The sequence below is a fragment of the Lysobacter sp. 22409 genome (assembly GCF_052045105.1).
Classification (GTDB): domain Bacteria; phylum Pseudomonadota; class Gammaproteobacteria; order Xanthomonadales; family Xanthomonadaceae; genus Lysobacter; species Lysobacter antibioticus_B.
In genome coordinates this window covers 76,164-89,576 of sequence record NZ_JBQEOE010000018.1, presented here as the reverse complement: position 1 = coordinate 89,576, position 13,413 = coordinate 76,164, and the positions used below count along the sequence as shown (strand labels likewise).

The following is a 13,413-nucleotide window of genomic DNA, read 5'->3' as shown; positions in this document are numbered from 1 at the left end:
CATCGTTCGAGGCCCGCCCATGCGCACCGTTACTGAAAACACCGCGAAGACCCCCGTCGCCCCCGTCCGCAGCCCGTCGTCCCGCCTGCGCCCGCGACGCGTCCTGCTTGGCGCGCTCCTGCTGGCGGCGATCGCCGTGCCGGGGGCGGCCTCCGCCCGCGGCTCGGTCGACTGCAAGCTCAAGTTCAACATGTCCGGCTGGTCGGTGTTCTACAAGACCTCCTCGGGCAACGGCACCATCAGCTGCAGCAACGGCCAGAGTATGTCGGTGCGGATCAGCGCCAAGGGCGGCGGGTTGAGCTTCGGCAAGTCGCGCATCGTCAACGGCACCGGCGAGTTCTCCGGCGTGCACAACATCGGCGAAACGCTCGGCAGCTACGCTACCGCCGAAGCCCATGCCGGCGCGGCGAAGTCGAGCAAGGCGCAGGTCATGACCAAGGGCGAGGTGTCGCTGGCCCTGGCCGGTACCGGCGAAGGCTGGGACATCGGCGTGGCCTTCGGCAAATTCACCATTTCGCGCTGACCGCGCGGCGTTTCGCGGCACCGCTGGACGTTCGCCGCAATAGATTCCGGGCAAGCAGCCACCGCATCCCCGGCCGCAAGGAGGTTCCCATGCCTAACAAGCTCAAGACCCATTTCTTTGCCCTGACCGCGTCCGTCGCGGCCTTGCTGGGCGCTGGAACGGTCCAGGCGCAGGATGTCGTGGCCGGCTGGAATCCACGCAGCGGCGACGTCTGGGTGGACACCTGGCTCGGCGACATCAACCGCTACGGCGCGCGTTACCGCGAGCCTTTCATCGACGAAATGGTCCGCTACTACGGCGCGCCGCGCGAGCTGGTCGGCGATCTGTTGAACCAACGCCGTTGGACGCCGGGCGATGTTTATTACGCCTGCGCGGTCGCGCAGGTGCTCGGCCGGCCGTGCCGCTATGTGGTCGACGAATGGGATCGCGACCACGCCGAAGGCTGGGGCGCGATCGCGCTGCGCCTGGGCATCAAGCCCGGTTCGGCCGAGTTCCATCGCCTCAAGCGCGGCTTCGTGCCGACCTACGACCGCTGGGGCCGGCCGATCACCATCGACACCGAGCTGCGTCGCGACTATCCGAACCGCCCTTATCGCGATTACGAGCGCGATCGCGGCGAAGCCAAGTCGGCCAAGGCCAAGTCCGGTAAAGACAAAAGCGGCAAGGACCACGCCGGCAAGAGCAAGAGCGCCACGCAGGGGCGCGGGCCGGGCAAGGACGACAAGGGCAACGGCAAGCCCTGAACGCGCGGGCCGGTTGTTTCGATGACGGCGGCTGCGGCCGCCGTCGTCGTCTTCCTGGCTGCGAACGCCGCTCCGGCCGGTCTATGATCGAGGCATGAGCGATGAGGCATCCAAGGATTCCGCACCGCCCCCCTTGCGGGTGGTCGGCGCCGTTCGTGTGGTCGATTTCGAGCCGCGCTGGCGCGGCGAGTTCGCCCGCCTCAACATCGAGTGGCTGGAGCGCTGGTTCACGGTCGAACCGGTCGACCGCGAGGTGCTCGGCGATCCGCAGACGCATCTGCTCGCCGGCGGCGGCCGGGTCCTGTTCGCGGTCGACGAGGCCGACCAGGTGCTCGGCACGGTCGCCCTGATGCGCCACGAAGACGGCTTGGTCGAACTGACCAAGATGGCGGTGGAGCCCTCGCTGCGCGGCGGCGGCATCGGCCGCAAGCTGATGGCCGGGGCGATCGAGGCATTTCAGCAGATGGGCGGCCGCGAGTTGTTCCTGGAATCCAGCACCCGCCTCGGGCCCGCGCTCAAACTCTACGAAAGCGTGGGCTTCCGCCATCATCCGGCGCCGCGGCCGGGCTCGCACTATCAGCGCGCCGACGTCTACATGGTCTGGGAATCCGACGCTTCGGCCTGAGGCCTTCGCTTTCGCCACCGGCGAGGCGAGGCGGGGCGCCGGGCGGTTCAGGCCAGCGCTGCGTCCTCCTGGCGCTGCTGCAGCTCCCACATTTGCGCATACACGCCATCGAGCGCCCGCAGTTGCGAGTGCGTGCCGCGTTCGATGATGCTGCCGGCGTCCATCACCAGGATCTGGTCGGCGTCCATGACCGTCGACAGCCGATGCGCGATCACCAGGGTGGTGCGCCCGATCGCGAGCCGGTCGAGCTCGGCCTGGATCGCGCGTTCGGATTTCGAGTCGAGCGCCGAGGTGGCTTCGTCGAAGATCAGGATCGAAGGGTTCTTGAGCAGGGCGCGGGCGATCGCGACGCGCTGTTTTTCGCCGCCGGACAGTTTCAGGCCGCGCTCGCCGACCGGGGTGTCGTAGCCGTCGGGCAGGCCGACGATGAAGTCGTGGATATGCGCGGCGCGTGCGGCCGCCACGACTTCGTCCTCGCCGGCTTCGGGCCGGCCGTAGCGGATGTTGTAGCCGATGCTGTCGTTGAACAGCACCGTGTCCTGCGGGACGATCGCGATCGAGCCGCGCAGCGAGGCCTGGGTCAGGGCGCGCAGGTCGTGGCCGTCGATGGCGATGGAGCCGGCGTCGACGTCGTAGAAGCGATACAGCAATCGCGCCAGGGTCGATTTGCCCGAGCCGGAATGGCCGACCACGGCCACGGTCGCGCCGGAGGCGATCTCGAAATCGATGCCCTGCAGGATCTCGCGGCGCGGGTCGTAGCCGAAGCGGACGTCGCGGAAGGCGACCGTCGGATGCGAGGACGCCAGTACCTCGGCGTCGGGCGAATCGCGCACGTCCTGGCGTTCGTCGAGCAAGTCGAACAATCGCTCCATGTTGGTCAGGGCCTGCTTCACCTCGCGGTACATCATGCCGAGCATGAACAGCGGCGCCGACAGCTGCAGCAGGTAGGCGTTCACCAGGACCAGGTCGCCCACCGTCATCTCGCCGGCGACCACGCCGCTGGCGGCCAGCCACATCATCGCGGTGACGCCGATCGCGACCACCAGGCTCTGGCCGAGGTTGAGCACCGCCAATGTCTTGATCGACATGACCTGGGCATTCTCCAGGTGGCGAAGGTTGTCGTCGTAACGGCGCGCCTCGTGTTCTTCGTTGTTGAAGTACTTGACGGTCTCGTAGTTCAACAGCGAGTCCACCGCGCGTTCGTTGGCGCGTGTGTCGGCCTCGACCGAGGCGCGGTAGTAGCGCGTGCGCCACTCGGTGACCGAGAACGTCCACAGGCCGTAGGCGAACAAGGTGCCGAGGGTGATCGCGGCGTAACGCCAGTCGTAGATCCACACCAGCACGGTGGTGACCATCGCCACTTCGAGGATCACCGGGATGATGGTGTAGATAGTCCAGTCGAGCAGGTCGGCGATCGAGCTGCCGCCGCGTTCGACGTCGCGGGCGACGCCGCCGGTGCGGCGCGCGAGGTGGAACTTCAGGCTCAGGCCGTGCAGGTGGCGGAACACCTGCAGCGTGACCTGGCGCGAGGTGCGCGCCATGACCCGGGCGAACACCACCTGGCGCAATTCGGTGAACAAGGTCACGCCGATCCGCGCCGCGCCGTAGGACAGCAACAAGGCGACCGGCAGCATCAGCGGGGTGACTTCGATGTTGAGCCGGTCGATGAGCTGCTTGAGCGCCAACGGCACGTACAGATTCAACAATTTGGCCGCGACCACCATCGCCAGCGCGATCGCGATCCGGCCCAGGTAGGGCCGCAGATACGGCAGCAGCGAGCCGATCACCGACCATTCGCCGCGGCGTCCGGCGGTGCGGGCGACCGGGGCGGCGCCGTCGGTGTCGGCGGCGGATTCGCTGCTGGGAGGAATGGCGGCCATGCCGTCCTGTGCCTGGGAGTAGGAAGCCGAGCATAGGACCTCGAGCGCGCTTCAGGTCAAGCGGTCGCCGATCCGGGCCGGCCGCCGCCGCGCGCCACGGTCGAAATACGCGTATAAGGCATGGCATCCTGGGGCGAGCAGGGTGGACGCGACGGCGAAACCCTCGGGGTTCGCGTCCCGGCCGGCCTGCCCCCGTCATTACGCCTTCGCAAGGAGCACTGCAGGCATGAAAGCTGTCCTCACCGCGGCATTGTTCGCCGTCTCGCTCTGCGGCCCGGCAACCCAGGCCTACGCCCAGTCGATGGGTCCCCCCGGCAGCGAGCCGAAGATCCAGTCCTGCTTCGTGCTGTACGACCTCAGCGGCGGCGAGATCAGCCGCACGCCCTCGGCTGCGTGCAGCCGCCGGGTCAGCCCGGGCGCGACCTTCGACATCCCGCATGCGCTCGCCGGGCTCGATGGCGGCATCGTCCAGGCGCAGGAGCGCATCGGCGCCGACAGCGGCGGCAACGCCGGCGGCAGCGACCAGACCCTGGATTCGGCGCTGCAATTCTCCGCGCCCTGGTACTTCCAGCGCATCGCCCAGCGCCTCGGCGCCCAGCGCGAGCGCGAGTACATGGTCCGCTTCAATTACGGCAACGCCGACACCAGCAGCGGCGCCACCAATTTCTGGGATGGCGGTTCGCTGAAAGTGTCGCCGGACGAGCAACTGCTGTTCCTGCGTCGCTTCTTCCGCGACGAGTTGAGCGTCAACCGGCAGATGATCGCCGACGTGCGTTCGGGCCTGCGCCAGCCGCCGGGCGTGGTGGTCGGCAGCTTCGGGGTGGCGCCGTTCGGCGCTACGCCGCCGCGCGACGACACCTCGGTGGCGGCCAAGAGCGCCTCGACGGTGATGGACGGCCGGGAAGGCGTGCGCTGGCTGGTCGGCCAGGTCAGGCGCGGAACGCGCCAGTACGTGTTCGTCAGCTGTGTGACCGGCCCGAAGAGCCTGCCGCAGAACGCGGCGGTGTCCCTGGCCGAAGGCGAGCTGCGTCGCGCCAACGTGTTCTGACTCGAACGCGAGGCGTCGGCCGATCTACCGGTTCGCCAAGATCGGCAAGCAAGATCGGTCCGCCAAGAATCCAATGCCCGACCTGTCGGAACCGACAGCCGCGGAAGCATTCGCAGAGTCGTCGGTCTCAGTTTGGATCCGACGGCCTCCGTTTCGGTGACGGGAGTCAAGGACTCGAAGCCGCCCCACCCGGTAACCCTCGCATGCGGTTTCGACCGTATCGCGGGGACGTAGCCGTGCCGGTCCGCCGGGCCGGGGGCGACGCTTCGCTTCGCAGTTTCCTTTCGACCAAACAGGAGGTTTCGTCATGGGTACCACGCGCATCGATTTCGATAAGACTTCGCTCATCAAGCCCAAGTACATTCCGGTCACCGAATCCATCCGCGCCAATGGCACGGCATCGGGCGAAGAGCTGAAAAGCGCGATGTCCGAGCTCAACTCGCCGACGGTGCAGGAACAGGCCTTCCTCGACGAGTTCGCCAAGTAAGCGTCTCGACGCAGCGATCCCGCATGGCGCGTCGCGAGCGGCGCGCCATGCGGTCTTTACGACGAGGCAAGGCAGGAGCAGGGAATGATTCCGTACGAACGAGAGCGCAGTCTGGACGACGCCGACCGCATCATCCGCGACTGCATCGCCCGGCGCGGCTGGACCGTGGAAACCGAGGATTACGGCGGCCAGCTGATGACGGTCAAATGCAGCTTGCGCGACGCCGGCGGCGAGTTGATCAGCCGCGGCTTCGGCAAGGGCGATGCCGCGACTTCGATGGCCGGCGCCTTGCACGAGGCGGTCGAGCACTATTACTGCAAGGCGAGCCGGGTCTCGACGCCGGTCGAATACGTCGCGGCCGAGCATTTCATCGACGATCCGCGCTACGCCGCATTGCCCTTCCTGTCGGCGTTCGCCGACAACCGCGGCCGCTACCTGGCCTGTCGCCGTTACCGCTCCTTCTTCGCCGGCCGCCAGGACATCCAGGTGCCGTTGTTCCTGAGCTTTCCGGACTATCCGGTCGGCGCGCAACTGGACGCGCAGTCGGGCCGGCGCGACGACTTCGACTACCGCAGCGTGATCCGCTACAGCTCCAACAGCGGCACCGCGATCGGCGCCAGCCTCGAGGAAGCGGCCTTGCACGGCATCGGCGAGATCGTCGAGCGCGACGCCTGGTCGTTATTCCTCCTCGCGCATTACCTCGGCGGCCCGGGCCGCTACGGCGCGCTGATCGACCCTGCCTCCTTGCCCGATGAGGTCGAGAAAGTGCTGCGCCTCACCGAGCGCCGCATCGGCCGCGGCGTGTTGCTGATCGATGTGACCTCCGACCTCGGCTATCCGACCTTCATCGCCACCGTCGCCGAGCGCCGGCCCGACGAGATCGTCTACCCGCACGGCTGCGGCGCGTCCTCGTATGGGCAGTACGCGGCGATGCGCGCCTTGACCGAACTGGTGCAATGCGTGGACATCAAGCAGCGCTCCGACCATCTGGCCGAGCTGGACCGACTCGCGCTGGAGATGCTTGCCGCTTATCCGCGGCTGCAGGCCTGCGCTTATTTCGAGGTCGATCGCGACCGGCTCGAGCGCGTCGACTGGCCGCATCCGGACCGGCCAAGGTTGGCGCCGGACCTGCTGTTGCCCGAGGTCGTGGCCGATCTGGAGGCGCGCGGCATCGAGCTGTACTACGCGGTCAATCACAGCGAAGGCGAGGACTTCTGCGTGGCCAGCTGTGTGTCGTTCGAACTGGAGCGCTTCTTCCTGGCGACCTCCGGCATCCTGATGGCGCCAGGCCGGCGCGGCCGCGAGTTTCTGTCCAGGCTCTCGCCCGCGAATGCGTCCAGGGCGGTCGAGGCGGAAGAGCAGGCGGGCTGAAGCGGGCCTGCCGGTGCGCTGGCGCTCGGCCTAGCCGCGTCCGCGCACCTGCTCCCAATCCAGTCCGAACCGGGCCAGGTATTTGCGCAGGCGATCGGCGTCGTTGGTGCTGGTGCGCGCCGCGCGCGAGACCGCGAACAGCTCGCGTCCGGCTTGCGACAGCGACTTCGCCTGACGGCAGGCGCGCAGCACGTCTTCCAGTTGCACGCGGTCGAAGCGGTCGAGTTCGGCCGCACGCTCGCCGAGGACTTCGTCGAGCAGGCTGGGGCGCAGGCCGGCGCCGTGCCATTGCCGGCGCAGGCGGCCGATTTCCTCTTCGACCAGATCGCTGCGGATGCGCCCGCCCTCGGCGAGGGTCGCCAGACGCATCACCGACGCGCCGAGGTCGCGGAAGTTGCCGCCCCAGGTGGCCTCGGCGCTGCGCGAGAAGGTCAGATAGCGTTCGCGCGCTTCGCGGTTGAAGGTCACCCGTTGCCGGTTCTCGCGGGAGTGGCGTTCGAGCTCGAAGTCCAGGTTCGGTTCGATGTCCTCGGCGCGCTCGGCCAGACCGGGCAAACGGTATGTCCACAGATTGAGCCGTGCCAGCAGGTCGTCGCGGAAGCGGCCTTCGAGCACGGCCTGCTGCAGGTCGCGATTGGTACCGGCGATCAACTGGAAGTCGCTCTCGACTTCCTTGTCGCCGCCGACCGGCAGGAAACGCTTTTCTTCCAGCGCCCGCAGCAGCATCGCCTGTTCGTCGAGACCGAGCTCGCCGATTTCGTCGAGGAACAGCAGGCCTTGATGCGCCGAGCGCAACAGGCCGGCGCGATCGGTCGAGGCGCCGGTGTAGGCGCCCTTGATGTGGCCGAACAAGGTGCTCATGGCGCCGTCGCCGCGCAGGGTCGCGCAGTTGACCTCGACGAAACGGCCCGGCAATTGATGCTTCTGCTTCTTGAGTTCGAACACGCGGCGTGCGAGTTGGCTCTTGCCGGCGCCGGTCGGGCCCATCAGCAACATCGGCGATTTCGAACGCGTCGCCACCGTCTCGATCTGTTCGATCATGCGGTTGAAGGCCGGGTTGCGCGTGGCGATGCCGCTCTTGAGCAGGTCGCGGTCGTGCAGGCGCTCCTCGGCGAAGCGCTGCGCGATGCGGTCGTAGCGCGACAGGTCCAGGTCGATCACCGCATAGCTGCCGGGTGCCTCGCCGTTCTGTTTGCGCGGCGGCGCGGTTTGCAGCAGGCGCCCCGGAAACAGACGGCTTTCGGTCAGCAGGAACCAGCAGATCTGGCTGACGTGGGTGCCGGTGGTGATGTGGACGTAGTAGTCCTCTTCCTCGGGCTGGAAGTCGTAATTGCGTACGAAGTCGTGCAGCGCGCCGTACACGGCCTCGAAATCCCAGGGATCGGCGAGGTAGGTGTCGTGGCGACGGACCTGGGTTTCGGGCGAGACCTGGCCGAGGTCCTGGGCGACGACGGCGGCGAGTTTGCCGTAGCGGCGTTCGTCGACCAGCAGCTCGATGCGGTCGAGCAGCAAGTCCTCGTGCATGCCCAGCGAAACCGTCGGCCGCCATTTCTCCCAGCGGCCCGGGCCCAGGCCGGCGTCGAGTTGGGTGCCGAGCATGCCGACCACGACCTGGCGTTTCATGTTTATACATTCATATATAAAGCGATCAGAAAGTATAGATAACGAATGACTGATCGGGCGAGCAAAACCGGTCACTCTGAAGTAAATATCAATTTATTCAATTAGATAGGTTGGGCTCGGGGTGGTTGGCACGGGGCTTGCGCTACTACCTGCGAGTTCGAACCGCAATGTCCCGATGGCCAACCCCGATGTACGCCGCGACCGGTGGCTTGAACCGCGCCTTCCACGCGAGCGGCTAGGAGCAGTTGCAACACCTGCCGCAGCGCACCGCGGCCGCCAAACGATTGAGCTAGCGCATCGACGAATCCGGCATCGACTTGCCGATTGGGGATGCGCGATATGGGCGGAGATTAAAGAGAAGGAAGGAGCGGATCGCCGATCCGTTCCAAGGCGGGCCAGGGATCGGTACCGCCGCGGCGCAAGGATGCGCCGCAACGCGAACGCAAGGAGTGTGTTCGCGTGGACGGATTGGAAACCCGTCGACCGCACGCGCAAGGGAAGTGCGATGCGGTTACAGGATGGCCGGCGGACATTGGGGTCCGCCGGCCGATAGGCGATCAGGAGTCGGCTGCGTTTGTCTTCGTCGTCGCGCAGCCGCTTTTCCCTCGTGCTGCACCCGCGGCCGTCGTAGAGGCCCAGCGCAACCGCGCTCGCCCTTCGAGCTTTTCCCCTTCATTGTGTGCGCAACCAAGAGAGCAAGACCATGAACACCAGCCAGTACGATGTCATCAACGAGCCGGGCGCGGTGCCGATCAAGCACTGGACCCGTGGCGTTCCGCTCGAGGACGAGGCGCGCCGCCAGTTGCAGAACATCGCCAAGTTGCCCTTCATCCATCGTTGGATCGCGGTGATGCCCGACGTACACCTCGGCAAGGGCGCCACCGTGGGTTCGGTGGTGCCGACCGTCGGTGCGATCGTGCCGGCGGCGGTGGGCGTCGACATCGGCTGCGGCATGATCGCGGTGCGCACCAGCCTGACCGCGCAGGACTTGCCCGATCATCTGGGCGAGGTGCGTGCGGCCATCGAGAAGGCGGTGCCGCATGGCCGCACGGTCGGCCGCGGCCTGCGCGACAAGGGTGCATGGGCGAATCCGCCGGAAGCGTCCTTGCAGAGCTGGTCGAGCCTGCACGAGGGCTTCGAGCGCATCGTCGCCAAGCACCCGAAGCTCGAGCGTAGCAACCACCTCAGCCACCTCGGTACGCTCGGCACCGGCAACCACTTCGTCGAAGTCTGCCTCGACGAGGAGCAGCGCGTGTGGTTCATGCTGCACTCGGGTTCGCGCGGCGTCGGCAATGCGATCGGCAGCCATTTCATCGAGCTGGCGAAGCAGGACATGCGCCGTTGGATGATCAACCTGCCGGACCAGGACTTGGCCTACCTGCCGGAAGGCAGCGATCATTACGCCGACTATGTGTTCGCGGTCGACTGGGCGCAGCGTTTCGCGCGCAGCAACCGCGAGATCATGATGAAGCACGTGGTCGACTCGGTGCGCAAGGTCATCGCCAAGCCGTTCGAGGCGCAGGCCGAGGCGGTCAACTGCCATCACAACTACGTCAACCGCGAGCATCACTTCGGCAAGGACGTACTGGTGACCCGCAAGGGCGCGGTGAGCGCGCGCAAGGGCGAGCTCGGCATCATTCCCGGCAGCATGGGCGCGAAGAGCTTCATCGTGCGCGGGCTGGGCAATGCCGACAGCTTCCATAGCTGCAGCCACGGCGCAGGCCGCGTGATGAGCCGCACCGAGGCGAAGAAGCGCATCAGCCTGGAAGAGCATGCACGGGCGACCGCGCACGTGGAATGCCGCAAGGACGCCGACGTGGTCGACGAGTCGCCGGCCGCGTACAAGTCGATCGATGCGGTCATGGCCGCGCAGAGCGACCTGGTCGAGATCGTGCATACGCTGCGCCAGGTGGTTTGCGTCAAGGGCTGAACGCCCGGGCCGCAATGCCGCGCGGTATCGCGCCAACAAGCTATAGCGGCGACCGGAAACGGCGCCGCGAAACGGAAAGGAGAGCGGGCGGCCGCAAGGCCGTCCCGATGGATGGATCGCAAGATGGAACTGATCGAAATCAGCGGGCAAGACGGCGGCGGACAGCTGCTGCGTACCGCATTGACCCTGAGCCTGTGCACCGGCACCGCGTTCGAGATGCAGCACATCCGTGCCAAGCGCTCGCGCCCGGGGCTGATGCGCCAACATTTGACCGCAGTCGGCGCCGCGGCGCAGATCGGCTGCGCCCACGTCCACGGCGCACAGTTGGGTGCGACCACGCTGCGCTTCATGCCCGGCGCGATCAACGCCGGCCGCTATCGTTTCTCGATCGGCAGCGCCGGTTCGGCGACCTTGGTGTTGCAGACCGTGCTGCCGGCGCTATGGCAGTGCGCCGAGCCGTCGGAGGTGTTCATCGAAGGCGGCACCCACAACCCGCTGGCGCCGTGCGCGGACTTCATCGCCGAAGCCTATCTGCCGGCTTTGCAGCGCATGGGCGTGGAGGCGAGCTTCGTCTTGCAGCGCCATGGATTTTTCCCGGCCGGCGGCGGTGCGCTGCAGTTGCGCGTAGCGCCGTGCGCGCAATTGCGCCGCTGCGTATTCGACCAACGCGATGCGGCCCCGCGCCTGGACACGACCGTGTTGCTGTCGGCCTTGCAGGATCAGATCGGCCACCGCGAACTGGCGGTCGTCGCCGAGCGTCTGGGCTTGGCCGAGGATCAGCAGCATCTGCGCCGCGTCGTCAACGCGCAAAGCCCAGCCAACGTGTTGCTGCTGCGCGTACATGGCGAGCAGCACACCGAGCTGTTCAGTGCGCTCGGCGAGCGTGGGCTCAGCGCTGAGCAGGTCGCGATCGGCCTGGTCAAGCAGGCCTCGGCCTACCTGTCCTCGCCGGCGGCGGTCGGCGAGCACTTGTCGGATCAGCTGTTGTTGCCGATGGCCTTGGCCGGCGGCGGTGAGTTCACCACCGCCGCGCTCAGCGAGCATCTGCTCAGCAACGCTCGCTTGATCGAGAAGTTCCTGCCGGTCGAGATCGACTGGGTCCAGGAGGCCGAGAGGTGCTGGCGGGTGACGGTGCGTTCGTAAGGGTCGCGGCGGCGCTTGCCGTCGCGGCTTGCGCAATGCGAAGAGGTGGATGCGTTATGTCGCGACGATTGTTTGCGCCCAGCGACGACCGCGCAACGGCCTGCTGCCTCGAAGGCGGGGCCGGCCCGGTGCTGCCGCCTTGCGCCGTGTCTACCGTGCCTGCTTGGGTTCGGGCGCCATGCCGCCGGCCGGCGCGGCCGGGTTGCTGACGCCGCTACGCAATTGCAGCGTCACCGCGCGCCCCGCGACCGAGACTGCAGCCGAGGCCGGTTTCATCACCCGGCCCTGCAGGTAATCGGCGCGCACGTTGTTGGCGTCCTGCCAGTGCAGATCGACGCCGTAGGCCTGGGCGTTGCGGGTCGCGCCGTACAGCTCGGCGGCGGAGGGCGCCGAGCGCCAGTCGGCGCCGTGCGGCACGATCCGGATCCGATAGATGAAGGAAGCCGTGGCGCCGGGATTGGCTTCGGTCAGCACCGCGTCGGCCTGCAGGTCGGGCGAGGCGACCCGGGCGACTTCCACGTCGGGCATGATCGCGTCGTGGCTGCAGCCGATGGCGAGCAGCGCCGTCAACACCATCGTCAGTACCGTAGCTATGCGGGCTTTCATCGTCGGCGATTCGTCTCGGTCGGAGTTCTGCTCGATCCTACGGGTGCGCGGCGCCGCGGAGTAGTGCACGCACGCCCAATACGACGAAGGCGCCGGCATGGCCGGCGCCTTCGCGATCGAATCCGGCCGAGCGGTCAATCCGCCCAGACCCGCCACATGCCGGAGTTGTAGTAGTCGTAACCGGCCTTGATCTGGGCCTGGTCGCGCGGGTCGTCGCCGTAGCTGCTGTCGCCCAGGTCGTAGGGCTTGCCCCAACCGTCCTGCGAGGTGTCGGACTGGATCTGTACGTAGCCGGCGCCGCGCAGGCCGATCTGCTCGGGGATGTCCATCGCCGCGGCGACCACGCCGAAATGGAAGTTGCCGTAGTTCTCGTACTGCGCGCCCTGGGTCTTGTAGTCCCACGGCCCACCGCCCTGGACTTGGTCCTTGAACCAGACCATGTCGCCCGGATTCGGGAACTCGTGCTTGTGGGTGTCGGCGATGTTGGCGTCCATCGACACGCCGGCCGGCGCTTCCGGAATCTTGAGCAGGCCGGCTTCCACGGCCTCGTCGCGGCTGAGCACCTTGCCCATGGCTTGGGCGACGCCGTCGACGTAGGGTTCGGCGCCGAGCAGGCCGACGTTGTCGCCCTGCATGGTCTGCAACTGCGGCATCGCCGCCTCGAACACCGCGGTGCGGGTCGGCAGGTCGGCGCCCTGGGCGGCGTTGAGGATGCCGGTCAGCACGCTCGGGTCGTACTGGGTGGTGCCGGCGGTGCGGCCGCTGAAGTCGACGATGTACTTGCGGCCCATGGCCACGTTCATCACGTCCTGCAACTGCTCCTTGCTGAGCGAGCCGACGGCTTGCTGGAACGCCTGCGGGTCGTTGGCGAGGCTGGCCAGGACCTTGCCGGCCGCTTCGGTTTCGCTGTTGCCCCAGGTGCCCTGGGTGGCCTTGTACTCGCCGTCGATGTCGCCTTTGACCGCGCCGATGAAGGCGGTCTTGGCGTCGCTGCTGCCGTGGCTGGCGATAGCGTCGGCGAAGGCTTCGAGCCCGCCCGAGCTGCCGTCGAAGGCTTCGACGAAGCGGGTGGTCTGCGGCCCGTCCAGACCCTCGGCCAAGCGGTTGAACAACTCACCGCGCTCGCCGGCGCTGAGCGAGCCCATCGCGCCGTCGATCTCCTGGGTCCAGTTCTTGATGTCGTCGTTGCTGAGCTTGCCGATGAACTCGTTGCGCTCGGCCAGAGTGAGGTTGGCGACCTCGCGGTTGATCGCATCCAGGTCGCCCTTGCTGACGTCCCAATCGAGCCAGCCCTGGCTGAGTTTGTCCTGGGTGACGGAAACGGCGGAATCGACGCTCATGGAACGGCTCCTTGCCCGGTCGGGGCAGATCGGCGGTCGCGCCGGTGCAAGCCGGAAGCCGGCCGCGGCGCAGGGGAGGACTGCAATGCCGAGC

General features: G+C 67.3%; 12 protein-coding genes. 8 read left to right on the top strand and 4 right to left on the bottom strand.

What is annotated here, in order from left to right; genetic code table 11:
• Window positions 1-19: 19 nt before the first annotated feature.
• The 3 genes from ACTJJK_RS11590 (at window position 20) to ACTJJK_RS11580 (ending at window position 1,891) form a co-directional block, all read left to right on the top strand.
• The gene (locus ACTJJK_RS11590; protein ID WP_440730264.1) at window positions 20-523 is read left to right on the top strand and encodes a hypothetical protein; all 504 of its coding nucleotides are present in this window, start codon (window positions 20-22) and stop codon (window positions 521-523) included.
• 89 nt (window positions 524-612) lie between these two features.
• Window positions 613-1,266 (top strand): hypothetical protein, encoded by a 654-nt coding sequence (locus tag ACTJJK_RS11585; RefSeq protein WP_440730263.1) that lies wholly within the window; start codon window positions 613-615, stop codon window positions 1,264-1,266.
• 94 nt (window positions 1,267-1,360) lie between these two features.
• Window positions 1,361-1,891, top strand: coding sequence for a GNAT family N-acetyltransferase (locus ACTJJK_RS11580; protein WP_440730262.1), 531 nt, complete (start codon window positions 1,361-1,363; stop codon window positions 1,889-1,891).
• A gap of 47 nt (window positions 1,892-1,938) precedes the next feature.
• Here the strand turns inward: ACTJJK_RS11580 and ACTJJK_RS11575 are convergent, their stop codons facing one another.
• Entirely contained in the window at window positions 1,939-3,771 is a 1,833-nt protein-coding gene (locus ACTJJK_RS11575; RefSeq protein ID WP_440730261.1) for an ABCB family ABC transporter ATP-binding protein/permease, read from the bottom strand.
• A 226-nt stretch (window positions 3,772-3,997) separates the two neighbouring features.
• On the opposite strand from ACTJJK_RS11575, the gene ACTJJK_RS11570 reads away from it, so the two are divergent.
• The 3 genes from ACTJJK_RS11570 (at window position 3,998) to ACTJJK_RS11560 (ending at window position 6,677) form a co-directional block, all read left to right on the top strand.
• Window positions 3,998-4,819: a penicillin-binding transpeptidase domain-containing protein gene (locus ACTJJK_RS11570; RefSeq protein ID WP_440730260.1), complete on the top strand. Its 822-nt coding sequence runs from the start codon at window positions 3,998-4,000 to the stop codon at window positions 4,817-4,819.
• Between the two features lie 307 nt (window positions 4,820-5,126).
• Window positions 5,127-5,306 carry a hypothetical protein gene (locus tag ACTJJK_RS11565; protein ID WP_031372668.1) on the top strand — a complete coding sequence of 60 codons (180 nt, stop codon included), beginning with the start codon at window positions 5,127-5,129 and terminating at the stop codon, window positions 5,304-5,306.
• An 84-nt stretch (window positions 5,307-5,390) separates the two neighbouring features.
• On the top strand, window positions 5,391-6,677 hold the full coding sequence (locus tag ACTJJK_RS11560) for a YcaO-like family protein (RefSeq protein ID WP_440730259.1): 1,287 nt from the start codon (window positions 5,391-5,393) through the stop codon (window positions 6,675-6,677).
• 30 nt (window positions 6,678-6,707) lie between these two features.
• Here the strand turns inward: ACTJJK_RS11560 and rtcR are convergent, their stop codons facing one another.
• Window positions 6,708-8,300, bottom strand: a complete 1,593-nt coding sequence (rtcR, locus tag ACTJJK_RS11555) for an RNA repair transcriptional activator RtcR (RefSeq protein WP_440730258.1) — start codon at window positions 8,298-8,300, stop codon at window positions 6,708-6,710.
• Between the two features lie 703 nt (window positions 8,301-9,003).
• Here rtcR and ACTJJK_RS11550 point away from each other — a divergent pair.
• Window positions 9,004-10,230: an RtcB family protein gene (locus ACTJJK_RS11550; protein ID WP_031372671.1), complete on the top strand. Its 1,227-nt coding sequence runs from the start codon at window positions 9,004-9,006 to the stop codon at window positions 10,228-10,230.
• A gap of 123 nt (window positions 10,231-10,353) precedes the next feature.
• Window positions 10,354-11,373, top strand: a complete 1,020-nt coding sequence (gene rtcA, locus ACTJJK_RS11545; protein ID WP_440730257.1) for an RNA 3'-terminal phosphate cyclase — start codon at window positions 10,354-10,356, stop codon at window positions 11,371-11,373.
• Window positions 11,374-11,523: 150 nt separating this feature from the next.
• Here the strand turns inward: rtcA and ACTJJK_RS11540 are convergent, their stop codons facing one another.
• Together ACTJJK_RS11540 and ACTJJK_RS11535 are read right to left on the bottom strand one after the other, a co-directional pair.
• Entirely contained in the window at window positions 11,524-11,979 is a 456-nt protein-coding gene (locus ACTJJK_RS11540; RefSeq protein WP_440730256.1) for a hypothetical protein, read from the bottom strand.
• Window positions 11,980-12,113: 134 nt separating this feature from the next.
• Window positions 12,114-13,319: a polymorphic toxin type 44 domain-containing protein gene (locus tag ACTJJK_RS11535; protein WP_440730255.1), complete on the bottom strand. Its 1,206-nt coding sequence runs from the start codon at window positions 13,317-13,319 to the stop codon at window positions 12,114-12,116.
• Window positions 13,320-13,413: the final 94 nt, after the last annotated feature.